Annotated in this window: 24 protein-coding genes and 1 tRNA gene; 12 read left to right on the forward strand and 13 right to left on the reverse strand. The window is 65.7% G+C overall.

What is annotated here, in order from left to right; all coding sequences use genetic code 11:
* The first annotated feature begins 202 nt into the window (after positions 1-202).
* Positions 203-2,875 (forward strand): aconitate hydratase AcnA, encoded by a 2,673-nt coding sequence (acnA, locus tag U0S50_RS11080; protein ID WP_322308846.1) that lies wholly within the window; start codon positions 203-205, stop codon positions 2,873-2,875.
* Positions 2,876-2,890: 15 nt separating this feature from the next.
* Entirely contained in the window at positions 2,891-3,190 is a 300-nt protein-coding gene (locus tag U0S50_RS11085) for a hypothetical protein (RefSeq protein ID WP_322308847.1), read from the forward strand.
* A 19-nt stretch (positions 3,191-3,209) separates the two neighbouring features.
* Here the strand turns inward: U0S50_RS11085 and U0S50_RS11090 are convergent.
* The 3 genes from U0S50_RS11090 to U0S50_RS11100 form a co-directional block, all read right to left on the reverse strand.
* Positions 3,210-3,285 (reverse strand) — tRNA-Val (locus U0S50_RS11090).
* Between the two features lie 64 nt (positions 3,286-3,349).
* A complete protein-coding gene (locus tag U0S50_RS11095) occupies positions 3,350-4,321 on the reverse strand; it encodes a magnesium and cobalt transport protein CorA (RefSeq protein ID WP_322308848.1) in 972 nt (323 codons plus the stop codon).
* Between the two features lie 104 nt (positions 4,322-4,425).
* Positions 4,426-5,469: a winged helix DNA-binding protein gene (locus tag U0S50_RS11100; protein WP_322308849.1), complete on the reverse strand. Its 1,044-nt coding sequence runs from the start codon at positions 5,467-5,469 to the stop codon at positions 4,426-4,428.
* 244 nt (positions 5,470-5,713) lie between these two features.
* Between U0S50_RS11100 and U0S50_RS11105 the strand changes: the two genes are divergently transcribed.
* From U0S50_RS11105 to U0S50_RS11130, 6 genes are read left to right on the forward strand one after another with little or no spacing between them, the layout of a single operon-like run.
* Complete coding sequence (locus U0S50_RS11105) at positions 5,714-6,307, forward strand: thermonuclease family protein (RefSeq protein WP_322308850.1); 594 nt, start codon at positions 5,714-5,716, stop codon at positions 6,305-6,307.
* A gap of 44 nt (positions 6,308-6,351) precedes the next feature.
* The gene (gene crcB, locus U0S50_RS11110) at positions 6,352-6,729 is read left to right on the forward strand and encodes a fluoride efflux transporter CrcB (RefSeq protein ID WP_322308851.1); all 378 of its coding nucleotides are present in this window, start codon (positions 6,352-6,354) and stop codon (positions 6,727-6,729) included.
* On the forward strand, positions 6,687-7,946 hold the full coding sequence (locus U0S50_RS11115) for an RluA family pseudouridine synthase (protein ID WP_416194981.1): 1,260 nt from the start codon (positions 6,687-6,689) through the stop codon (positions 7,944-7,946). Before crcB ends, U0S50_RS11115 begins: the two co-directional genes overlap by 43 nt.
* On the forward strand, positions 7,946-8,566 hold the full coding sequence (locus tag U0S50_RS11120) for an FMN-binding negative transcriptional regulator (protein WP_322308853.1): 621 nt from the start codon (positions 7,946-7,948) through the stop codon (positions 8,564-8,566). Before U0S50_RS11115 ends, U0S50_RS11120 begins: the two co-directional genes overlap by 1 nt.
* Positions 8,563-8,799 carry a hypothetical protein gene (locus tag U0S50_RS11125; RefSeq protein WP_322308854.1) on the forward strand — a complete coding sequence of 79 codons (237 nt, stop codon included), beginning with the start codon at positions 8,563-8,565 and terminating at the stop codon, positions 8,797-8,799. The genes U0S50_RS11120 and U0S50_RS11125 overlap by 4 nt, the downstream gene beginning before the upstream one ends.
* Positions 8,796-9,488, forward strand: coding sequence for an ATP12 family chaperone protein (locus U0S50_RS11130; protein ID WP_322308855.1), 693 nt, complete (start codon positions 8,796-8,798; stop codon positions 9,486-9,488). The genes U0S50_RS11125 and U0S50_RS11130 overlap by 4 nt, the downstream gene beginning before the upstream one ends.
* Positions 9,489-9,622: 134 nt before the next feature.
* Here the strand turns inward: U0S50_RS11130 and U0S50_RS11135 are convergent, their stop codons facing one another.
* Genes U0S50_RS11135 through U0S50_RS11145 form a run of 3 tightly spaced genes read right to left on the reverse strand, consistent with a single transcriptional unit; the run spans position 9,623 to position 12,609 of the window.
* Positions 9,623-10,426, reverse strand: a complete 804-nt coding sequence (locus tag U0S50_RS11135) for a crotonase/enoyl-CoA hydratase family protein (protein WP_322308856.1) — start codon at positions 10,424-10,426, stop codon at positions 9,623-9,625.
* Positions 10,427-10,439: 13 nt separating this feature from the next.
* Positions 10,440-11,075: a 2-hydroxychromene-2-carboxylate isomerase gene (locus U0S50_RS11140; protein ID WP_322308857.1), complete on the reverse strand. Its 636-nt coding sequence runs from the start codon at positions 11,073-11,075 to the stop codon at positions 10,440-10,442.
* On the reverse strand, positions 11,056-12,609 hold the full coding sequence (locus U0S50_RS11145) for an acyl-CoA synthetase (RefSeq protein ID WP_322308858.1): 1,554 nt from the start codon (positions 12,607-12,609) through the stop codon (positions 11,056-11,058). Before U0S50_RS11145 ends, U0S50_RS11140 begins: the two co-directional genes overlap by 20 nt.
* 159 nt (positions 12,610-12,768) lie before the next feature.
* On the opposite strand from U0S50_RS11145, the gene U0S50_RS11150 reads away from it, so the two are divergent.
* Complete coding sequence (locus tag U0S50_RS11150) at positions 12,769-14,301, forward strand: class I adenylate-forming enzyme family protein (RefSeq protein ID WP_322308994.1); 1,533 nt, start codon at positions 12,769-12,771, stop codon at positions 14,299-14,301.
* Between the two features lie 218 nt (positions 14,302-14,519).
* Here the strand turns inward: U0S50_RS11150 and U0S50_RS11155 are convergent, their stop codons facing one another.
* From U0S50_RS11155 to crtY, 7 genes are all read right to left on the reverse strand, one after another.
* Entirely contained in the window at positions 14,520-14,726 is a 207-nt protein-coding gene (locus tag U0S50_RS11155; protein ID WP_322308995.1) for a GIY-YIG nuclease family protein, read from the reverse strand.
* Between the two features lie 313 nt (positions 14,727-15,039).
* Positions 15,040-15,558 carry an ATP-binding protein gene (locus U0S50_RS11160; protein WP_322308859.1) on the reverse strand — a complete coding sequence of 173 codons (519 nt, stop codon included), beginning with the start codon at positions 15,556-15,558 and terminating at the stop codon, positions 15,040-15,042.
* Positions 15,555-16,151 carry a nicotinamide riboside transporter PnuC gene (pnuC, locus tag U0S50_RS11165; RefSeq protein ID WP_322308860.1) on the reverse strand — a complete coding sequence of 199 codons (597 nt, stop codon included), beginning with the start codon at positions 16,149-16,151 and terminating at the stop codon, positions 15,555-15,557. Before pnuC ends, U0S50_RS11160 begins: the two co-directional genes overlap by 4 nt.
* Positions 16,148-17,107, reverse strand: a complete 960-nt coding sequence (locus U0S50_RS11170) for a phytoene/squalene synthase family protein (RefSeq protein ID WP_322308861.1) — start codon at positions 17,105-17,107, stop codon at positions 16,148-16,150. Before U0S50_RS11170 ends, pnuC begins: the two co-directional genes overlap by 4 nt.
* Complete coding sequence (locus U0S50_RS11175; protein ID WP_322308862.1) at positions 17,107-17,688, reverse strand: TIGR00730 family Rossman fold protein; 582 nt, start codon at positions 17,686-17,688, stop codon at positions 17,107-17,109. Before U0S50_RS11175 ends, U0S50_RS11170 begins: the two co-directional genes overlap by 1 nt.
* Before the next feature lie 97 nt (positions 17,689-17,785).
* Positions 17,786-19,264, reverse strand: a complete 1,479-nt coding sequence (locus U0S50_RS11180) for a phytoene desaturase (RefSeq protein WP_322308863.1) — start codon at positions 19,262-19,264, stop codon at positions 17,786-17,788.
* Positions 19,261-20,418 (reverse strand): lycopene beta-cyclase CrtY, encoded by a 1,158-nt coding sequence (gene crtY, locus U0S50_RS11185; RefSeq protein ID WP_322308864.1) that lies wholly within the window; start codon positions 20,416-20,418, stop codon positions 19,261-19,263. Before crtY ends, U0S50_RS11180 begins: the two co-directional genes overlap by 4 nt.
* Before the next feature lie 246 nt (positions 20,419-20,664).
* Here crtY and U0S50_RS11190 point away from each other — a divergent pair, with 246 nt between their 5' ends.
* From U0S50_RS11190 to lnt, 3 genes are read left to right on the forward strand one after another with little or no spacing between them, the layout of a single operon-like run.
* On the forward strand, positions 20,665-21,498 hold the full coding sequence (locus tag U0S50_RS11190; RefSeq protein WP_322308996.1) for a sterol desaturase family protein: 834 nt from the start codon (positions 20,665-20,667) through the stop codon (positions 21,496-21,498).
* Positions 21,464-21,775 (forward strand): DUF2141 domain-containing protein, encoded by a 312-nt coding sequence (locus U0S50_RS11195; protein WP_322308865.1) that lies wholly within the window; start codon positions 21,464-21,466, stop codon positions 21,773-21,775. The genes U0S50_RS11190 and U0S50_RS11195 overlap by 35 nt, the downstream gene beginning before the upstream one ends.
* A 39-nt stretch (positions 21,776-21,814) precedes the next feature.
* A complete protein-coding gene (lnt, locus tag U0S50_RS11200; RefSeq protein WP_322308866.1) occupies positions 21,815-23,512 on the forward strand; it encodes an apolipoprotein N-acyltransferase in 1,698 nt (565 codons plus the stop codon).
* Positions 23,513-23,522: the final 10 nt, after the last annotated feature.

Genomic DNA, 23,522 nt, shown 5'->3' on the forward strand with positions numbered 1-23,522 from the left:
CCACGCCGCCGGTCGGCGGGGAACGTATCCGGGGTTGGGACCGCGCCCACCCCCCAGAACAACGCCGCTCCCCCCTTGCATTTCCGCGATCCCGGCGTAGGGAGGCGCCAACCATAACCGCGCGCGCGACTCCCGCTTGCCTCGCTCTCCCGCTCGGCACGCGGCGGTCATTCCCCGCCGCGCCCTCAATAGGGAACTGCACATGACAACGACTGGCCAAGACACGCTGGGAACCCGCTCGACGCTTTCGGTCGGCGGCAAGGATTATGCCTTTTATTCGCTCGACAAGGCCGCGGCCAAGCTCGGCGACGTGTCACGCCTGCCGTTCAGCATGAAGGTGCTGCTCGAAAACCTCCTTCGCTTCGAAGATGGCGGTTTCACCGTCTCCACCGACGATGTTCAGGCGCTGGTTGACTGGCAGCAGGACCCGCATTCGAACCGCGAAATCCAGTATCGCCCGGCGCGCGTGCTGCTTCAGGATTTCACCGGCGTTCCCTGCGTCGTCGACCTCGCCGCAATGCGCGACGCGATCGCCAAGCTTGGCGGCGACACGTCGAAGATCAACCCGCTCGTTCCCGTCCACCTCGTCATCGACCACTCGGTCATGGTCGACGAATTCGGCCACCCCAAGGCGTTCGAACAGAATGTCGAGATCGAATATTATCGCAACGGCGAACGCTATGACTTCCTGAAATGGGGGTCGAAGAGCCTCGACAATTTCAAGGCGGTTCCCCCGGGCACCGGCATCTGTCACCAGGTCAACCTCGAACATATCGCCCAAGCCGTGTGGTCGAGCGAAGGCGCCGACGGCACCACCGTCGCCTATCCCGACACCTGCGTCGGCACCGACAGCCACACGACGATGATCAATGGCCTCGGCGTGCTCGGCTGGGGCGTCGGCGGGATCGAGGCCGAAGCCGCGATGCTCGGTCAGCCGGTATCGATGCTGATCCCCGAAGTCGTCGGCTTCAAATTCACCGGCGCGCTCAAGGAAGGCGTCACCGCGACCGACCTCGTGCTCACCGCCACCGCGATGCTGCGCGAACGCGGCGTCGTCGGCCGCTTCGTCGAATATTTCGGGCCCGGCCTCGCCTCGCTCAGCCTCGCCGACCGTGCGACACTCGCCAACATGGCGCCCGAATATGGTGCGACCTGCGGTTTCTTCGGCATCGACGACAAGACGCTCGATTACATGCGCCTGACCGGCCGCAGTGAAGAGAATATCGCGCTGGTCGAGGCCTATGCCAAGGCGCAGGGACTGTGGATCGTCGAAGGTGCCGCCGACCCGATCTTCACCGACACGCTCGAACTTGATCTGTCGACCGTCGTTCCCTCGCTCGCCGGGCCGAAGCGTCCGCAGGACCGCGTCTCGCTTCCCGATGTCGACGACGTCTTCAACGCCGACATGGCCAATGTCTATAAAAAGGCGCAGGCGCGCGTTCCGGTCGAAGGCAAGGATTTCGACATCGGCGACGGCGACGTCACGATCGCGGCGATCACCAGCTGCACCAACACCTCGAACCCCGGCGTCCTCGTCGCCGCCGGCCTCGTCGCCAAAAAGGCCGACGAACTGGGCCTCAAGCCCAAGCCGTGGGTCAAGACCAGCCTCGCACCGGGATCGCAGGTCGTCACCGACTATCTCGAAAAGGCCGGGCTGCAAAAGCATCTCGACAATATCGGCTTCAACCTCGTCGGCTATGGCTGCACGACCTGCATCGGCAACTCGGGCCCGCTCGCCGAACCGATTTCAAAGGCAATCAACGAAAATGGCCTCGTCGCCGCGGCGGTGATCTCGGGTAACCGCAATTTCGAAGGCCGCGTGTCGCCGGACGTGCGCGCCAACTTCCTCGCCTCGCCGCCGCTCGTCGTCGCCTATGCGCTGAAGGGTACGGTGATCGAGGATTTCACCACCACCCCGATCGGCACCGGCAAGGACGGACAGGACGTGTTCCTCAAGGACATCTGGCCGACCAACGAAGAAGTCGCGGGCACGGTGGCGGGCGCCGTCGATCGCGCGATGTTCGAGGCGCGCTATGCCCATGTCTATCAGGGCGACGCGCACTGGCAGAAGATCTCGGTCGAAGGCAGCGACACCTATCAGTGGCGCGCCGGATCGACCTATGTCGCCAACCCGCCCTATTTCGAGGGCATGGAAATGACCCCTGCCCCGGTCAGCGACATCGTCGGCGCAAAGCCGCTCGCGATCCTCGGCGATTCGATCACCACCGACCACATCAGCCCGGCCGGCTCGATCAAGGCGGACAGCCCGGCCGGCCAATGGCTGATGGAGCATCAGGTCAACAAGGCCGATTTCAACAGCTATGGCGCACGCCGCGGCCATCACGAAGTCATGATGCGCGGTACCTTTGCCAATATCCGCATCAAGAATGAAATGGTCCCCGGCATCGAAGGCGGCATGTCGCGCTATGGCGCCGACGTCATGCCGATCTATGACGCCGCCATGCGCCACAAGGCCGATGGCACCCCGCTGGTGGTCATCGCGGGCAAGGAATATGGCACCGGATCGTCGCGCGACTGGGCGGCAAAGGGCACCAACCTGCTCGGCGTCCGCGCCGTGATCGTCGAAAGCTTTGAACGTATCCACCGCTCGAACCTCGTCGGTATGGGCGTGCTGCCGCTGCAGTTCCAGGACGGCGAGACCCGCGAGACGCTGGGCCTGACCGGCGACGATGTCTTCACCATCAAGGGCGTCGCCGACATCAAGCCGCGCCAGACCGTGACGGTCGAGGTGACGCGCCGCGACGGTTCGACCTTCCGCTTCGATACGCTCTGCCGCATCGATACCGCGAACGAGGTCGAATATTATATGAACGGCGGCATCCTGCACTATGTGCTGCGCAAGCTCGCTGCCTAAGGACGGACGGGGACGATGGGTCCGCTGATCCTCTTCCTCCTCGGGCTGGTTTCCGGGGTCGCGCTGACGCTATACCTTCAACGAAGGAATGGCGACCGGCGCGACCTCACCGGTCCGCCGCCGCGCGTGCTGCCTCCGCGTTTCGCGGCAAGCACGCCTCCAACCGATCCGGCGGCGATCGACGAAGATGAAATCCGCCGCCTCGTCGATGCGGGCCGCAAGATCGAAGCGGTCAAACAGGTTCGCAACGCAACGGGCGTCGACCTCGTCACGGCCAAGGATATCGTCGAGGCGATCGAGCGCAAACCGCGCTGATATATCCGGTCGGGAAAAATGGTGGGCGCTGACGGGCTCGAACCGCCGACCCTCTCGGTGTAAACGAGATGCTCTACCAACTGAGCTAAGCGCCCCACGCCGTGGGAAGGGCGCCCCTGCCACAAGCCGGCGCGGCTGGCAAGCGCTGCGTCGCGCCCGCTATAGCCACCCGATCCGTTTGAAACGCCAGTACAGCAACAGGCAGATGCCGGCCATCGCGCCGACGATCAACGGATAGCCGAAGGTCCAGCGCAACTCGGGCATATGCTCGAAATTCATGCCATATATGCCCGCGATCGCGGTCGGCACCGCCAATATCGCGGCCCAGGCGGCCAGTTGGCGGGTAATGACGCCCTGGCGCTGCTGCTCGAGCATCCCGTTGGTTTCGATCACCGACGCGGCAATGTCGCGCAGCCCGGTCAACCGATATTCGGCGCGCTGCACATGGTCCCAGATATCCCGAAAAAAGGGGCGCACCGTCGAATCGATATTCGGCAGTTCATCATCGGTCGCCAACCGCCCGGCGACCTCCTTCATCATCCCGACCAGCCGCTGGAACCGGATGATCTCGTGCCGCTGCGCGTAAAGGTGACGAATTTCGGCCGCATCCAGCGGGGTATCCATCACGCGGTCCTCGACCAACAGCATCCGATCCTCGATCGCATCGACGACCGGGAAATAGCCATCGACGATGAAATCGAGGACGGCATAGAGGACATAGTCGGGACCGTGCGCCAGCTTGGCCGGCAGGCTCTCCAGCCGCGCGCGAACGTCGGTGTGGGTGCGCGCCGAACCATGGCGGACGCTGACGAAAAAATGCGGCCCCAGGAAAATGGCGGTTTCGCCGGCCTGGATCGTGTCGTCATCCAGGTTAGCGGTGCGCGCAATGACGAACAGCTGGTCGCCATAGACTTCCACCTTGGGCAACTGATTCGCCTTCAATGCGTCCTCGACCGCCAGCGGGTGCAGCCCGAACCGCTTGGCGATCGCTGCGAGTTCACCCGGCGTGGGTTCATACAGGCCCAGCCAGAAGGAATCCCCATCGGCGCAATCCTCCGGGATCGCCTCGTCGGGACCAAGATCGCGGACAAGCTTGCCATCGTGATAAACGCGGGCGGCCATGATCGGCATCGGCACACACTCCGTTGAAACCGCTCCACCCCTAACCCGCGCAGGGCGACAGGGGAATGCGCCGCATGCCGATACCCCCCGCTCTTTGTGGCGGCCCGTCAGGCCTACTCGTCCAGAGCCTCGAAATAGCGGTCCATCGCATCGAGCGCCGCATCGGCAAGCGCGATGAAGATGCGGCGCCCATCCTGCGGGTCGGCCTCGCGCCGGAACAGGCCCGCTTCGGTCATGGTCTTGATCCAGCGCAGCGCGGTCGTCGCGGGGACTGCGGCGGCGATGCACAGGCTCGACACCGACACCGGCTGGCGTTCGAGACGCGCGGCATAAAGGTCGAGCAACATGTCCCAGGCGGGGTCGGCGAACATGTCGGCGGGGAAATATTGCTCGCGCATCCGCCGTTGCCGCAACAGGTGGCGCACCTGCTTCGCCCGCTGACGATCGATCGTCCAGTCTTCGGGCACGAAGCTGCGCGGCGGAGCCGTGAAATCGCGCGCCGGCGCACGCACGGCGGCCTCGACGGCCGTCGCGGGCTCCTCCGCACCGGACAGCGGCGGCGGGACGAAGCCCGTCCCCATCGCGCCGGGCAGCACGGTCCGCTGCGCCGCCAGATCGACGAGCAGGCGGGATATGCGTGCCACCTCCTCCTGCAGGCGGTCGATCCGGTCCATCGCTTCGTCGCGAGCGCTGTCGCAAACGCTCATCCGGCGTTCGGGACAGGCCGCAGCAAGGGCGAGCCGCCGGTCGGCTTCATCGGGATCGACCAGGAAATGGACCGGGACATGGTCCGGGATCGCGGCCGTCATCCGGTCGAGCGCGGCCAGCGATGTTTCACAGATCAGCCCGCCGCCCCGCTCCGCAACCGCGGCACAGATATCGGCAAGCAACTCACCCTCGATCGTCTCTGCGGCGGCAAGCCAGGCGATGTCGAGGCGTCCCATGCTCCGCATATGTCCGGCCGCACGCTCGGGCGGCACCGCCGCGACAAGCCGCACGCCTTCGATCGGCGCCGCGGCCTGTGCCCCGCTCGCCGGGCCGACGTACAGCAGCATCGCGGCCGGTACGGGATCGTCCGCCCAGGCCGCCGCCCCGCGTTCGAAAAAGGCGAACGCACCATGGCCGCGCAAGGGGCGCGGTTGAATTTCCTGCTGCATCACTTCCTCCACCCCATGACATTGCTCCGATCCGGCGTTCTTATGCCGTCATTTCGGGCATATTCGCCTTTTGTTCGTTCGCTTTTGCCGCCGAATCGGATCGAAACCGCCCCGCCGCCGACCGATGCGCGGCCCTCGACCGCGAATCCTCTCCATTTTGGACATGATTTGTTCTCATCGTCAATCCTTCATCCCTCTTCCCTGGCCCTTGCCAAGCGATGGCGCGCACGCCACGCGCTTCGTCGTGCCTCGTCGTCCTTCTTTCCTTTCACGCGCCCGCTGGCGCCGTCGCCTGCGGTCGCTGGCCGCGCTGTTGCTGTTGGCGGCGCTGGCGATCGCGGCCTGGACCACGGGCTCCGGCCCGGCCTCGGTCGTCGCCCCGGTTCACATCATCGATGGCGACAGCCTGACCGTCCGCCACGACGGCGCGGCGCTGACCGTTCGCCTGTCAGGGCTCGACGCCGTCGAATATCGACAGGATTGCGCGGCGGCGGCGGGAGCACGCTGGCCGTGCGGAAAGCAGGCACGCAGCGCGCTTGAAAAACTGGCCAAAATGGGCGCACTCCATTGCGATCTCACCGGCCGCGACCGCTATCGCCGCGCCGTCGCGACATGCCGCACCGCGCCTTTCCCGGACGGCATCGACCTCGGCGCCGAAATGGTGCGCGCGGGTTGGGCAGTGACCGATGGCGACGCCTATCTGATCGAGGAGGCCGAGGCCCGCGCCAAGAAGCGCGGCATATGGCAGGGCGCCTTTACCCCGCCCGCCGACTGGCGCGCCGCGCATGCACGCGGCGGGATCGAGGCGCGTGCCCCGGCGCTTCCCGCCCCCCGATGACGCGCCGCTATCCCTCGCGGCAATTTGCGGCTAGGGCGGGCGTCATGAACAGCCTGTTTTCCGTGATGCTGGGCGGCGCCCTCGGCGCTGGCGCGCGCCATCTGCTCGGACAGGCAATGCTCGTACGGCTCGGCCCCGGCTTTCCCTGGTGGACGCTGACCGCGAATATCGCGGGCAGCCTCGCCATGGGCGTGTTGATCGGCTGGCTGGCTCGCAACGGCGGCACCGATACGGCACGGCTGTTCCTCGGCGTCGGGCTGCTCGGCGGCTTCACCACCTTTTCTTCCTTCAGTATGGAATTCTGGATGCTTTTCGAACGCGGCCAGTCCGCCCAGGCAATTTCTTATGCGCTCGCCTCGGTGATCGGGGCGGTGCTGGCATGCGGGCTCGGCTTGCTCCTGATGCGGCAGGTACCGGCATGAGCATGGACCGCGCAATCGTCGCCGAAGAAGATGACGGCATCCGCCTCGACCGCTGGTTCAAGCGCCACCGGCCGGGAACCCCGCATGCGCTGCTCGCACGCTGGGCCCGCTCGGGGCAGCTGACACTCGACGGCAAAAAGGCCGACGTGTCGGACCGGATCGCCGCCGGACAGGTGCTCGTCATGCCGACCCCGCCGGTCGAGGCCGAAGCCCGCCCGGCGCGCAAGGGGCGGCCGCTGACCGACGCCGATGTCGAACTCGCCACCGCGATGCTCATCCACCGCGACGCCGGGGCGCTGGTGCTCAACAAGCTGCCCGGCCTCGCAACACAGGGCGGGACCAAGACCGACAGCCACGTCGACGGGCTGCTCGACGCGCTGAAATTCGACGGGCCGGTGCGGCCCAAGCTGGTTCACCGGCTCGACAAGGATACGTCGGGGGCGCTGCTGATCGCGCGCACCCCGCGCGCTGCCGCCTATTTCGCCAAAAGTTTTTCGAACCGCAGCGCGCGCAAGACCTATTGGGCGCTCGTCGTCGGCGTCCCCGACATCGCGCAGGGCGAGATCGACCTGCCGCTCGCCAAACAGCCAGGGTCGGGGGGCGAAAAAATGCATGTCCACGACGACGGGCTGCCGTCGAAAACGCGCTATCGGATCATCGAACGCGCGGGCAACAGCGCGGCGTGGGTCGAGCTGCAACCGCTGACCGGCCGCACCCACCAACTGCGCGTCCATATGGCGGCGATCGGCCACCCGATCGTCGGCGACGGCAAATATGGCGGCAAGGCGGCCTTCCTGACCGGCACGATCAGCCGCAAGCTGCATCTGCACAGCCGCCGCCTGCGCATCGATCATCCCGATGGCGGCGCGATCGACGTATCGGCCGATCTGCCCGAACATTTCGCCGCCAGCCTCGACGCACTGGGCTTCGATCCGCTGCTCGGCGATGTTCTGACCGAAGAGGCACCGCGCCCGTCGCCCAAGGCGGCGCAAAAGGCCAAGGCCAAGGCGCATTCGAAACAGCTGCGCAAGGCGCGGCGCGGCGAACGACGCTCACGCAGCACCGCCGCGCCCGCCAAGCCTGGCCCCGGCGGCAAGCCCGCGGCGAAAAGCGGTGGCAAGCCCGGCACGAAAAGCGCCAAGCCCGCCACGGGACGCGCGCCCGCACGGCCCGGCGCCCGCGGCCCTGCAAAACCGGGCCCGCGGAAACCCCGCTGATGCATCCCAACCCGGCTTTCCGCCCCCGGCACGATGATCTTGCCGCGCTGATGGTGCGCGAAGTCGGTTTCGCCGCCATCTTTGCCGCCACCCCCGATGGGCCGCGCGTCGCCCATGCGCCGGTGGTACTGAGCGCCGACGCCTCGACGCTGCAATTCCATCTGGCGCGCGGCAACGCGCTGACCCACCACCTTGCGGGACAGGCCGCGCTCGCGGTGGTGCAGGGCCCCGACGCCTATGTCAGCCCCGGCTGGTACGCAGCCCCCGACCAGGTGCCGACGTGGAATTATGTCGCGGTCGAGATGGAAGGAAGCGTCCGCAAGCTCGACGATGACGAACTGACCGCGCAGCTCGATACGCTGTCGGCCGAGCACGAGGCGCGGATCGGCGCGGTGCCGCCCTGGACCCGCGACAAGATGAACCCGGCCATCTTCGGCCGGATGAAGGGCGCGATCACCGGGTTCGAAATGCACGTCACCGCCTGGCGCCCGACGGTCAAGCTGTCGCAGAACAAGCCCGCCGACGAACGCGAGCGGGTCGCGGCGGGGCTGGAGGCGGCGGGCCAGGGCGCGATCGCGCGGTTGATGCGCCACCTTGGCGGCGATAGGGAGAACGCATGACCCCCGCCAACGACGCCCTCGCCAGAAAACGCTATCTCGCGCTCAACCTGATGCGGATCATGGGGGCGCTGCTCGTCTTTGCCGGCTTCGTCCTGGTGCGCGGCGGTTTCGAACTCGCAGGCCAGCCGACCGATCGCTGGATCGGGGCGGCGGTGGTGCTGATTGGCGCCTTTGATTTCGCCGTGATGCCGATGATCCTCGCGCGCCGCTGGCGCTCGCCCAAAGAGCTATGAAGCGCTTTTGGAAGGAAGCCGCCGTCACCGCACAGGGTGACGGCTGGGGCATCGCGCTCGACGGGCGCCCGGTGCGCACCCCGGCGCGCGCGCCGCTGCTTGTTCACAGCCTGCCGCTGGCGGAAGCGATCGCCGCCGAATGGGCGGCCCTGGGCGAAAGCATCGATCCCGCCGCCATGCCGCTGACCGGAATCGCCAACGCCGCGATCGACCTCGCATCCCCCGACCCCGCCGCCTTTGCCCAGCCGATTGCCGCTTATGCGATGAGCGATCTTTTCTGCTATCGCGACGATCGCGACGCGCTGCTCCAGGCTGAACAGGCGGCGGCGTGGAACCCGCTGCTCGCCTGGGCCGAACGGCGCCACGGCATCGAATTTGCACTCGCACAGGGGGTTCTGCCGATCGACCAGCCCGCCGCGACGGTCGCGGCGCTACGCGATGCCGTGCTGGCGCAGGATCCCTTCCGTCTCGCCGCGCTCACGCCGCTCGTCACCATCGGCGGATCGCTTGTCGCCGGGCTGGCACTGGTGGACAACGCCTTTGACGCCGATGCCCTGTGGCAGGCGGTCAGCCTCGACGAGCTGTATCAGGAACGCCGCTGGGGCGCCGACAGCGAAGCGCAAAAGGCGCGCGCCCGGCGTGAAGCCGACTGGCACCATGCCGCACGTTTTTTAGGCTTGCTCCGATGAATCCTCCCTGCGGCGAAGCCGTAGGACCATGGCGGTACGCTGCGCTTACAAAAGGAGCACAGCGTCATGGCCGTGCCCCCTCCGCCACCCGCTCCTGACGGCAAGCGGCGCTGAGCCGATCCAGCGGGCCGTCGCTAGTCGGCGAAGTTCGGCTTGCGCTTTTGCATATGCGCCATCACCGCCTCCATCTGATTGGGGGTGCGGATCACCTTGACCTGCTCGTCGCTTTCGGCCTGCAGAATGGCGGCATCGTCGGCATCGGCGAGCATGTTGCACAGCCGCTTCGCCCCCCGGATCGCATGGGGGTTCTTGTTGGCGATCGTACGGGCCAGGTCCATCGCATGGGCCAGCGGGTCGTCGGACACATGGGTTGCAAAACCCAACAGCTTTGCCTCCGATCCGTTGAATTCGCGGTTGGTATAGATCATCTCGCGCAGCACATCGTCGGCGACCTGGGTGCGCCACAACGCCATGCCGGCAACGTCGGGGACCAGGCCCCAGCGCATTTCCATGATCGCAATCCGCGTATCGGGATGAACGATGCGGATGTCGGCGGCAGCCATGATCTGGCTGCCCGCGCCGAACGCGACTCCGTGCACCGCGGCGATCACCGGGACGGGCAATTCGCGCCAGCCCCAGGCGGCATATTGGGCGTTGTTGGCGATCCCCTTGGTCCGATCGGACAGACCGCCGCCCGCGCTGCTCGCACCGGGGTCGCTCTCGGCGGACAGGCTGGAAAGGTCGAGCCCCGCGCAAAAGGCGCGCCCCTCGCCCGACAGCACGACGACGCGCAGCCCCGCCATCGCCTTCAGCGTCTCGACCGCCTCGGCAAGCGCCGACCACATCGCGGCGTCGAGCGCATTCATCTTGTCGGCGCGGATCAGCCGGACGTCGGCGATACCGTCGTCGAGCATGGTGATCGAAATTCGGTCGTGCATGGGAAGAGTCTTTCTAAGTCCGGTTGAGGGCGGCCTCGACAAGCGGAAGCTGGTCGTTGCCGAAATACATGTCGGTGCCGTCGACGAAAATCGTCGGCGATCCATAGCCGCCGCGCGCGACGACCTCTTCGGTATTGGCGCGCAGCCGCGCCTTGACCGCATCGCTCGTCGCCGCCTCGGCCACCGCCGCGCCGTCCAGCCCTGCGGCATCGGCGACCGCGATCAGCACGGCGGGGTCGTCCAGATTTTCCTGGCGGTCGAAATAGCTCTCGAACGCGCCGCGCGCGAACCGGACGAGCGCCGCCTGGTCCGCCTCCAGCGCGCAGCAGAAACGCATCGCCGCGACGCTTTTCGCCGGGTGCCATGACGAGGGGAAATTCATCGCCACGTCTGACAGGCGCGCCCAGTCCTTCAAAATCTTCCAGCTGTGGACAAGCTTGCGATTGTCAGCCTGTTCGCGCGCGGCATAGACCGCCGGATTGACCGCGTTGAACACCCCGCCGACCAGGATCGGCCGATACTGCGCGCATACTCCGGCGCGCGCCAGCACCCCGGACAGGTTGTGAAAGGCCAGGCAGGTCCAGGGGGAAGACAGGTCAAAGAAAAATTCGACGCGCACGCTCATCGCATCAACGCTCCGTTTGGGCACCTGCGACTTCGCCCTTGGCCTTGTCCCAATATTGATCGCGCAGCAGACGCTTATAAAGTTTGCCGGTGTCGTGGCGCGGCAGCGCGTCGAGGAAATCGATCCGCCGCGGGATTTTCACCCCCGACAGCTTCTCGCGCGCAAAGGCGATCAGTTCGGCGCGAAAATCCTCGGTCGCGTCGGCCATGTCGGCGGGCTGGATCACCGCGATCACCTCCTCGCCCATTTCCTCGTGCGGGCCGCCGACCACCGCGACATCGGCGACGCCCGGGTGGGTGATCAGATGATTCTCGATCTCCTGGGGATAGATGTTCACACCGCCCGAAATGATCATGAAACTCTTGCGGTCGGTCAGATATAAAAAGCCGTCGGCGTCGACCTTGCCCACGTCGCCCAGCGTCGACCAGCCTTTTGAATTACGGCTCGATGCGGTCTTTTCAGGGTCGTCGTGATATTCGAAGACATTCTCGCTCTCGAAAAAGACCACGCCTTCCTCGCCCACGGGCAGTTCGGTTTCATTGTCCTCGCCGACGATGTGGACCGTGCCCAGGATTGCCCGGCCGACGCTGCCCTTGTGCGTCAGCCAGTCCTGGCTCGAGGCAAAGGTCATGCCATTGCCCTCGGATCCCGCATAATATTCGAGCAGCACCGGGCCCCACCAGTCGATCATCGCCTGCTTGACCGGAATCGGACATGGCGCGGCGGCGTGGATCGCCCCCTTCATCGACGACACGTCATATTTCGCGCGGACCGCGTCGGGCAGCTTCAGCATTCGCACGAAATGGGTCGGCACGAACTGCGCGCTGTTGCAGCGATATTTTTCGATCGTCGCGAGCGCGGCCTCGGGATCGAATTTCTTCATCAGCACCACCGTCCCGCCCAGGCGGTGGATGGTCATCGACCAGCGCAGCGGCGCGGCATGGTACAGCGGTGCGGGTGACAGATAAACGCTGTCCGCATTGATCCCGAACACCATCGAGGCGAGCGCGACCAGGCTGTTCGGCGCATCGATCGCGGGTTCCTCGGGCAATGGCACGCGCACGCCCTTGGGCCGTCCCGTGGTGCCGGAGGAATAGAGCATATCGACCCCGGCGCGCTCGTCGACGACCCGCTCCGCGGGCATCGCCGCCAGCGCCTCTTCGATTCGCGGCCAGCCCGCAATCTCGCCGCCCATGGAAAAGCGTTCGATCCGCGTCGTCAGCGCCAGCGCGGCGGGCGCCAGGCTGGCCGATGCGATCAGCATCTTCGCCCCCGAATTTTCGAGGATATAGTCGGTTTCGTCCTGCGTCAGCCGCGACGAGATGCAGACATAGCGCAGCCCCGCACGCTGCGCCCCCCAGGTCAGCCCGTAATAATGCGGTGTATTTTCGAGCATGAAGGCGACGACATCCTCATGCCCCAGCCCATGCGCGCGAAACAGCTGCGCGGCGCGGTTCGATGCGGCATCCATCGCGCCATAGCTGATGGTTTCGCCCGTTTCGGCAACGATGACGGCGGCTTTGTCGGGACTGGTGGCGGCATGGACGGAAGGGTGCATCGGTCATCATCTCCGGGGTCATTGATTTCTTTATGCCGGCAAATGAGTAGCAAGCTGAAACTTTTGGTCAAGCAAGCACGCCCCGGCGTACCGCAAACCGCGCACCGCCCGCGATGCGGGTCCATTGCGGATCGCCGATCCTGTGCTAACCCCATGGGCATGACCGCCCTCGACATGCTCGAAAGCGCCTTCGCAACGCTCCCCGACCTGGTGCGCGCCCATGCCGCCGAACGTCCCGATGCCGTAGCGGCGGCCGACCCGTCGCGGCGGCTGAGCTGGGCCGAACTCGACGCCTGGACCGACCGAATCGCCGCCCGGCTGCAACAGGACGGGCTGCAAAAGGGCGCGCGCACCGCGATCGCCGGGCTGAACAGCGTCGAACAGATGGCGGTCATTCTCGGCACGCTGCGCGCTGGTGGGGTCGCGGGACTGATCACCAACAGCGCGACCGGCGAACAGATGGCGGCGATGATCGCCGACACCGACGCGCGCCACCTGTTCCTCGACGCCGCGGCGGCGGCCAGCCTCGCCGGACAACATGTGACCGCCGCCGACCGCATCGCGATGGACGGCAGCGACGCCGGGGTCGCGCTCGGCGAATGGATGGCGCCCGAAGGCGCGCGGCCGAGCCCGGTCGCGATCGAGCCCGAGGACGGGTTCAACATCATCTATTCGTCGGGCACCACCGGCACGCCCAAGGGCATCATCCACAGCCACGCGATGCGCTGGCAGCATGTTCAGCGCGGCGCCCCCGCCTATGGCCCCGCGGCGGTGACGATCCTGTCGACCCCGCTTTATTCGAACACCACGATGGCCAGCTTCATGCCCACCGTCGGGTCGGGCGGACAGGTCGTGCTGATGAAGAAATTCGACGCGCACGGCTTTCTCGAACTGGCCGAGCGCGAACGCGCGACCAACACCATGCTGGTGCCGGTACAATATCGCCGCATCATGGCGCTCGACGATTTCGACCGTTTCGACCTTTCCAGCTTCGTGATGAAATATTGCACCTCGGCGCCCTTCCCCGCCGCGCTCAAGGCCGATGTGCTGGCGCGCTGGCCGGGCGGGCTCGTCGAAATCTATGGCATGACCGAGGGGGGCGCCGCCTTCCTGCTCGAGGCGCATAAATATCCCGACAAGCTGCACACCGTCGGCCAGCCCGCACCCGGCCATATCGCCAAGGTGATCGACGAGGACGGCAACGAACTGCCACAGGGCGAGGTCGGCGAGATTGTCGGGCGATCGCCTGCGATGATGACCGGCTATAACAACCGCCCCGATGCGACCAAGGCGATGCACTGGCATGATGCCGAGGGGAATCTTTTCTATCGCCACGGCGACATCGGGCGCATCGACGCGGACGGGTTCCTGACGCTGATGGACCGCGCCAAGGACATGATCATCTCGGGCGGGTTCAACATCTTCCCCAGCGACCTCGAAGGCATATTGCTGGCCGACGAGCGTGTCGTCGAGGCCGCGGTGGTCGGGATGCCGAGCGAGCAATGGGGCGAAACCCCGGTCGCTTTCGTCGTTCTGAAATCCGGCGCCGACGCTGAAAGCGTGCGCGCCGACTGCAACGCCAGGGTCGGCAAGACCCAGCGGCTGAGCGCGATCCATGTCGTTGAGGAACTGCCACGCAGCCCGATCGGCAAGATACTGAAGCGCGAACTGCGCGACGCTTATGCGAGGTAAAAGGCCGGTATCGACCCCGAAGCTGCCGCCTCCGCCTCCTCAACCCGTTTGCATCGAGCGAAGTCGAGATGCCCTTCGGGCTAGGCGCCGCATCCATAGGTGTCTCGACTTCGCTCGACACGAACGGAAAAGGAGGTGCGTCGGCTATAGACCGGTTGCGACCGGAAGTTGACCTATCCATCATCGTCACCCCGGACTTGATCCGGGGTCCCGCTTTTTCATCCGACCCATCTATCGAACAGATCCTGCCAATCGGGATTGCCGCGTTCGATCAACGCGAACTTCCATTGCCGGTGCCAACGCTTGATGCGCTTTTCGTGCGCGATGCAGGCAGCAATGTCGTCGCCGGGTTCAGCCCATATGAGGCGAGAGAGGCCATATTTGGCACGGAAATCGGAGCCATCACCCGTGCGGTGCTGATGGATGCGGGCGGGTAGATTTGCTGTAACGCCGACTTAGATTGTCCCGCGGTAGCGGTCGGCCATGATATAGACCCAGCCGCCTTTCCTTGCCCCTTCCATCGAGGAAAAGTGGTTCAAGCGGGACCCCGGGTCAAGCCCGGGGTGACGAAAATGAGGGACGTCCGCTTTCCACCCCATTTCGGCCGCTACTGATGTGGATCGAATGACGGCCAGGCAACCGGCTGGTTCGTCCATATCCTCCCTGTCGCAAACCTTGGGGAGGGTCTAAAAAACGCCAGCCTTCCCCCTGAAACATTCGCACTCGTCCTGTCCGTCGTTACGCCAGCCTCGCCGCCCGGATCGCCGCCAGCGCGCTTTCCAAACGTGCATCGCCCGTCCCCTCGACCCAAGCCCACGGCAGTGCGCGCCGGTCGAGTTCGGCAATTGCGACCTCCATGAACCGGCGCCGATCGGCCTCGCTGCCGAACAGCCGCGTCCCGTCCTCCTGCCACGGCAGGTCCAACGCGGGGACCAGATAAAGGTCGGCGGCCCCGTCCCACGCGTCGATTTCGGGAAGCCGCCGTCCCAGCAGCATGATCGCCCACGCCTGGGTCATCAGCGGGTCGGTGTCCGACACCAGCCATGCCGGCGCGCGCGCCAGCGCCGCATTGGTGGCGGCAAGATGGCCTTCGGCAATCGCCAACAGGTCGCCGCGGTCAAGGTCGGTGCCGTTCGCCTCGCAATAGAGGCGCCCATATTCGGGAACCACGACAGCACCCAGCCGCGCCGCGAGTTGCGGCGCAAGCGTCGATTTCCCGGTGCTTTCGGCACCGTGCAGACAAATATGCCGGGTCATGCGGCGATGCGCTCTCCGGCGCCGACGGTCGCCTCGGCGGGCCTGACCGCCGCGCGGCGCCACTGGATCAGCCCGTCGATCGACATGCCCAGCAACACGACATAGACGGCGCTGGTCGCATAGAGCCCGCGCGATGCGAACAGCGGGATCGCGATCAGGTCGACCAATATCCACAGCAACCAGCTTTCGACCCGCCGCCGCGCGAGCAGCCATTGCGCCGCAATGCTGACCATCGCGATCGCGCCGTCCAGCCACGGCGCGGCGGCATCGGTAAAGCGCTGCATCGCATAGCTCCACCCCAACCAGGCGGCGATGGTCGCGCCGCCCCAGATGCGCCGCGCGCGCGGCGTCATCCAGCCGACGGGTACGCCGTCGTCGCCGCGCGCGCGCAGCCAGTTCGCCCAGCCGTACAGGTTGAGGAGAAAGAAAAAGCCCTGCAACAGCATGTCGCTGTACAGCTTCGCCTCGAAAAAGACGAAGGCGTAGAGCGTGACGGCGACCAGCGCGAAGGGATAGTTCCACACGCTGCGCAGCACGATCAGCGCGACATTGACCAACACCAGCGCCGCCGCCAGCCATTCGATCTGGCTCATGCCTCCGCTGCCGCGCGCGCGCGCGTCCACAGTCCGTCGCGCGCGATCCGCCGCTGCGGCGGGCGGCGCAGCACCGACCAGCCCGCGCGCGCCACCCAGCCAAGCTTTGCCAGCAATGTCGATCGCGCGCGATGGTCCCAGGCATGATCGCCGCGCGCGCGCACCTCGCGCGCGATGTCGCCATAGATGCCGGTTGCCGCCAGCACCGCCCAGCGACTGCGCGGCGGCAAACGCCGCGCGCCCCAGCGCGCCGAGGCTTCATATTCCCCGGCCATGTCGGCCAGCCATTTCGCCATCACCGACAGGCGCGGGCGAAACGCCGGGTGCATGTGCTGCCCCGGCGGAATGTCGAGTTCGACCAGCCATTCGATGGGCAGATAGCAACGATCGGCGGCGGCATCCTCCGCAACGTCGCGCGCGATATTGGCGAGCTGGAACGCGATGCCAAGGTCCGACGCGCGGTCGAGCGTGACCGTTTCGTCGGGGTCGATCCCCATCACCAGCGCCATCGCCACCCCCACCGCGCCCGCGACATGATAGCAGTAACGCAAAAGATCGGCCTCGCTGCGCGGTCGCCAATCGTCGGCATCGAGCGCAAAGCCCGCGATGATATCGTCGATGACTTCGCGCGGGATCGCCACCTCGGTCAGCAACAGGCCCAGCGCGTCGAACGCCGCCTCGCCCGTCACCTCACCGCGATAGGCGGCGTCGGTCAAGCGACGGATATGCGCGACGGCGGCAACGGGGTCATTGCCGGGCTGCATCGCACCGCCATGGTCCTGGCCATCGGTCAGATCGTCAGCGGCGCGGCACCAGGCATAGAGCAGCCACACCCGCTCGCGCGTCGTGCGATCGAAAAGCTGGCTGGCGAGCGCAAAGCTCTTGGAACCCTTCGCGATACTGTCGTGCGCGAAGCCGTGAAGCGCCTGTGCGTCATAGCCCCCCGCACCGGTCATCAAAGGTCGTCGGCCTTCATCGCGAAAATCGGCGCATGGGGTTCATAGGCCATCATCTTGTCGAGCAGTTCGTCGATCCCGGCATCGACCACCATGATCCCGGCGTGGGCCGGCCGGATGAAGCCGACCTCGATCATATGGCGGTTAAAGGCGATGAGGTTGTTATAGAAACCCGCCGCATTCAACAGGCCAACGGGCTTGCTGTGATAGCCAAGCTGCGCCCAGCTGATCGCTTCCCACAGCTCGTCCATCGTCCCGACGCCGCCGGGGATGGTCAGGAAACCGTCGCTAAGGTCGGTGAACATCCGCTTGCGCTCGTGCATCCCGCTGACGACGTGCAATTCGGTGCAGCCGCGGTGCGCAACCTCGGTCCCGACCAGCGCCTCGGGGATCACCCCGATCACCTCGCCACCGGCGTCGAGCGCGCTGTCGGCGACCGCGCCCATCAGCCCCAGCCGGCCACCGCCATAGACGACCCCGATCCCGCGCTTCGCCAGCGTGCGCCCGACGTGACGCGCGGTTTCGATATAGATCGGATCGGCGGGGGTTGCGGACCCGCAATAGACGGCAAGGCGTTTCATAAATATCCTTTAGCCGTTCGTGCCGAGCGAAGTCGAGACGCCCGTCGAGACGAAATTGCTTTTGCGGGCATCACGACGTCGTTCGATGCAAACGAAATTATATGTCCAGCATCAATTGGGCCGTGGCCTTGGCGCTGCCGACCACGCCCGGAATGCCCGCCCCCGGATGCGTTCCCGCGCCGACGAAATAGAGATTCGCGATCACATCGTCGCGGTTATGGGCTCGAAACCAGGCCGATTGCCACAGCAGCGGTTCCAGGCTGAACGCGCTGCCCAGATGCGCCGACAGGTCGCGGCCGAAATCGGCGGGGCTATAATGAAAGCGCGTGACGAGATTGGCGCCCAGCCCCGGCAGCACCCGCCGCTCGACCTCGGCCAGGATCGCGTCGGCAAAACGCGCGCCAAAGGCGCCGTCCCAGTCGGCGGCGACCCGGCCGAGATGCGCCACGGGGGCGAGCGCATAAAAGGCCGCGTGCCCCGGCGGCGCCATGCCCGGATCGCTCGCGCTCGGGTGATGAAGATAGAGCGAGAAATCGTCCGGCACCGCGTCGCCGCGATAGATGTCATCGAGCAGCCCCTTGTAGCGCGGCCCGAACAGGATGTTGTGATGCGCGACGTCCGGATAATCGCCCTTGACCCCGAAATGGACGACGAACAGCGACGGCGACCAGCGCTTGCGCGCCAGCGATCTTGCCGCCTTTTGCCCGCGCGCATGACCGCGCAGCAGGTCGCGATAGCTGTGCATCAAATCGCCGTTGCACGCGACCATGTCGGCATCGCCGCGCCAACCGCTCGCGGTGGCGACCCCGGTGGCGCGGTCGCCCTGCGTCTCGATCGCCGTCACCGGATCGCCGAGGCGCAGCGTCCCGCCCAGCCGCTCGAACAGCCCCGCCATCGCGGCGACCAGCGCGTTGGTGCCGCCGCGGGCGTGCCAGACCCCGCCCTGTTTCTCGATCGTGTGGATCAGCGCATAGATCGCGCTGGTGGTCATCGGATTGCCGCCGACCAGCAGGGTGTGAAAGGACAGCGCCTGACGCAGCCTTTCATCCTCGACATAGGAAGCAACGACCCCATAGACGCTGCGCCATGCCTGATATTTCATCAGTGCGGGCGCCGCCTTGATCATCGCGGAAAAGCTCAGGAAGGCGGCCGAACCCAGCTTGACATAGCCCTCTTCGTAAACGCCTTTCGAATAGGCGAGGAAGCGGTCATAGCCCGCGACGTCGCGGGGGTTCAGCCGCGCGATCTCGGCGCGCAAGGCGGCTTCGTCGTTCGCATAGTCGAAACGCGACCCGTCGGGCCAGTCGAGCCGGTAAAAGGGCAGCACGGGAAGCAGTTCGACGTCGGCCGCCATATCCTGCCCGCTGAGCGCCCATAATTCCCGCAGGCATGGCGGATCGGTGATCACCGTTGGCCCGGCGTCGAAGGTGAAGCCGTCGCGCTTCCAGTGATAGGCGCGCCCGCCGGGGGTGTCGCGCGCCTCGACGATCGTGGTCGCCACCCCCGCCGACTGCAGCCGGATCGCGAGGGCGAGGCCGCCGAAACCGGCGCCGATGACGATTGCGCGGCGGCTCATCGCCAGTCGCGCTTCGCCAGCGCCGCGATCGCGCGGCCGATCGGCACCGGCGGACGCCCGGAAAGCAGGCGAATCTTGTCCACTGTGTTCGAGCGCCCGGCATAAAACCGGGCAATCAATCCGGGCGACAGGCGATAAAAGCGCTGAAAAATGCGGAATCGCTGCTCGGGTTCGGCGGCACGGAACAACATAGCGCAGAGCATGCGATAATAACGCTGCCCCCGCCAATCCCCCTCCGCCCTCCGGCGTAACATTTCGGCGAGATTCCGGTGATCGACCAGGCCGGGTAGCGCCGAAACGGTCCGGACTGCGTCGGGCAGCGAATAGCCCGTCGTGGCGTGAAATTGCCCGGCGCGCGCGCCGATCCGCGCCAATCCATCATAGGCGGGCCACAGCCGGTCGAAATCGCCCGCGATCACGACTGGCAACACCCCGCTCTCCTCGCGCCCGATTGCCGAAACCTGCCATTGCCGCATCGCGGCATAAGCAGCGATCCGGCCGCGCGTCTCCGCCAGGTCCAGCGCTGCGCTATCACTATAATAGGTGTCCTCGACAAATACCGTCTCGGCATCGAGCGGAAGCAGATAGACGAAGCGGTAGCCATCGATTTGCTCGACCGTCGCATCCATGACCACCGGATACGCCAGGCCGTGCCCGCCGTTTACGGTCAAAGCCTGCCCGACGAATTTTTGCCAGCCGCAGGTCAGTGCCGACAGATTCGCGGCGCCGCGCGCATCGATGACGTGACGCGCATCGATGCGGCCGCCACGGGCCAGCAGCACATGGTCCGGCGCGACATGCTTCGCCTTGTCGATCACGAGATGCCCGCCAGGAAGCGCCGCCTCGACCGCCTTTGCCAAGGCTTCGCCCGTGATACTCTTGTATCCCATGCGCAATTTGCGGGCATGTCCCGGAAAGCTGACATGATAGGCTGGCCAGTGATGGCGAACGAGCGGCTCGACGAGCCAGCGGTCCTTTTTCGCAATGTCGCTGTCGAAAAAGGACCAGATGTGATTGCCGCCTACCGGCCCGGCTTCGATCAACCGAACGTCCAGGTCGGGGCGTCTCTTCGAAAGTACCAGCGCCGCGAGCCCGCCGGCAAGCCCGCCGCCGACGATGGCGATGTCGCAGCGCAGAGGGGGAGGAGCACTCATCCGGCCTGACTAGCCGAGCGCAGCCGTCGGCGAAAGTCCGTCCAGCCAACAGTCCCGCCTTTGGCGATGAGCGGTGCCGAGCCAGTGACAATCGGCCAACATTACGGCAAGTATCGTCGCCATGCTCACAGCGGAGTCCTTTGTCTGCCGCGCGTTCGCCAGCAACGCACCGACGATTGCGGCCCTCCGTGCACAGCGCGCCTGGTATTCCGCCGCCACCGTCCCAGGCGAGCGATGTTCATGAGCATGGCAGGCGCCGTCGCGCTCTCAGCGTTGGCGATGACGCTGATCGTGGGGGGGCGCTATCTCCTCACCAGCGGCGCCTTCGCGCTTGTGACACGCCTTCGGCATCCCGGCCTCTATCGCGGCCTCGAACCTCAGATGGGGCGTGAGATCGGCTGGAGCCTCGCGAGCGCCGCTATCTATGGCGTTCCTGCGGGCATCGTCGCCTGGGGATGGCAGGCACGCGGGTGGACGCGCATCTATACCGACCTCGACGCCTGGCCGCTCTGGTATCTGCCGATCAGTCTCGCCCTCTATCTGCTCCTCCACGACACATGGTTCTACTGGACGCACCGCTGGATGCACCGCCCGCGCCCGTTTCGCATCGCCCACGCCGTCCATCACGCCAGCCGCCCACCGACGGCCTGGGCGGCGATGAGCTTTCACCCTGTGGAAGCGCTGACCGGTGCCGTCGTGATCCCGTCCCTTGTCTTCCTGGTCCCCGTTCATGTCGCGATCCTGGGCCTTGTCCTTGCCATCATGACCGTCATGGGAGTCGGCAACCATATGGGGTGGGAAATGTTCCCACGCGTGCTGGTCCATGGACCGGTGGGGCGTTGGCTGATAACCGCAACGCACCACCAGCAGCATCACGCCGTTTACCGGGGGAATTATGGGTTGTATTTCCGCTTCTGGGATCATGTTTGCGGCACCGATATCGGTCTTGGGCGCTTTGACGGCGACGCTGCTGACCACGGTACCGCCGCAACCCAATGTGGACGTGAGCGTCAGCGGGCTGCGCAACACCAAGGGACAGATACTGGTGTGCATCACCACGAACGCCAAAGCCTTCCCTGATTGCAGCAAGGATAGCGGGTCGGTTCGCATGGCCGTCAAGGCGACCGATGCCGGCGCATTCCGCGCCGCCGTACTGCGGGCGGGGACCTACGCCATCGCGGTCGTCCACGACGAGAATAGCAACAACAAGATGGACAAGGCGCTGTTTCTTCCCCGGGAAGGCTTCGGCTTTTCGCGCAATCCGACGATCACCACGGGTCCGCCCAGCTTCAAAGCGGCGAGCTTCGTCGTGAATGGTGACGTCAACCAGACGATCCGGATGAAATATATGCTGTGATGATTGTCGGCAAGGGGGCGGCCGGTTAAAGCAGCGCGCGTGACCGCGCTTTCCTCCCGCATCGCCCAATTTGCTGACCGCTGGCCCAAATCGCTGGCACTGCTGCTTGGCCTGGTCTCCGCTACCGGTTTCGCCCCGCTGGGCTTGTGGCCGCTTACCCTGATTGCCTTCGCAAGTTGGATGTTGCTGGTCGCTCACAGCCAGCGGGGGCGTCGCACCCTGGCAATCGGCTGGGCATTCGGCCTAGGTCATTTTGCACTCGGGCTGAACTGGATCGCCACCGCCTTCACCTATCAGGCGGCCATGCCGGCCTGGCTGGGCTGGATCGCCGTGCTGTTGCTGTCTTTCTATCTCGCCTTCTTTCCGGCAATGGCGGCGTGGGGCGCGTGGATGGCGGTCAAGTTCGCGGTCCCTGCAAAGATCGACGTTGCGGAACACGAGCCGCCACATCCTCCCCCGTTCCTCGGGGCATCGCTTTCCTTCACTCTGGCTTTTGCGGCGCTATGGACGCTGGCGGAATGGTTGCGGAGCTGGCTCTTCACCGGCTTTGCCTGGAATCCATTGAGCGCCATTCTTGTGCCGATGGGCCCTTTCGCCTTAGGCCCGACCCGTCTCGTCGGAAGCTACGGCATGTCAGCCTTTGTGGTTCTGATCGCCGGGTTTTCGCTGCGCGCGGCCTTGCGCAATTTTCCTGGCTGGTACCGGGCGCTCGGCCCTTCCTTCAAGGATGGCACCTTTCCGACGATCATCATTGGAGGAGGCCTGATCGCTGCCGCCCCGTTCTTCTTCGCCCTGTCGCAGATCGGATCGCTGGGCGGCAAAGCCGCCGCGCTTTCTATTGGGAAGGACGCCGTCGCGCTTACCCTCATCCAGCCCAATATCGGGCAAGAGGACAAGTGGGAAGGAACCAAGGCCGACGCCAATTTCGACAAGCTGGCCCGGCTGACAGTCCCCAGGGATGACAAGCCGCGATTGATCCTGTGGCCTGAAGCTGCGATTCCCGACTATCTCGAAAGTGGCTACCCATCCTACTATTATGACCGATCGCCCGCTGGATCGCGCGCGCGGCTGGCCCAGCTCATGGATCCGGGCGACGCGATGCTGCTCGGCGCACTCAAGCTGGAATTCGACCGCGAAGGCAACGCCGTCGGCGCCCGCAATGCGGTCATGACCGTCCACAGCGACGGGTCGCTGGGTCCGCGCTACGACAAGGCGCATCTCGTGCCCTTTGGGGAATATCTGCCAATGCGTTCACTGCTGTCGGCACTCGGTCTGTCGCGGCTGGCACCGGGCGATCTCGACTTCTGGCCCGGCCCGGGACCTCGAACGCTCGACCTTGCTCATTTCGGCCGGGCGGGCCTGCAAATATGCTATGAAATCATATTCTCGGGCCAAGTCGTCGATCGTGCCAACCGTCCCGATTATATCTTCAACCCGTCGAACGACGCCTGGTTCGGTGCCTGGGGGCCGCCACAACATCTGGCGCAAGCACAGCTCCGCGCGATCGAGGAAGGCCTGCCCGTTCTCCGCTCGACCCCAACCGGGATCAGCGCAGTCATCGACGCCGACGGACGGCTGCTCGCCTCGATCCCCATGCACCAGGCAGGACGGATCGACATGACCTTGCCGCCGCCGCACGCCCCGACGCTGTTCGCACGTTTCGGCAATGCAATGTCCGTCGGCTTCGCGCTTCTGCTCATCGTGCTCGCCATTGCGTTTCAGCGGCGCGGACGCTAACAACGCCAGC

It is taken from the genome of Sphingopyxis sp. (assembly GCF_034380315.1).
Lineage (GTDB): Bacteria > Pseudomonadota > Alphaproteobacteria > Sphingomonadales > Sphingomonadaceae > Sphingopyxis.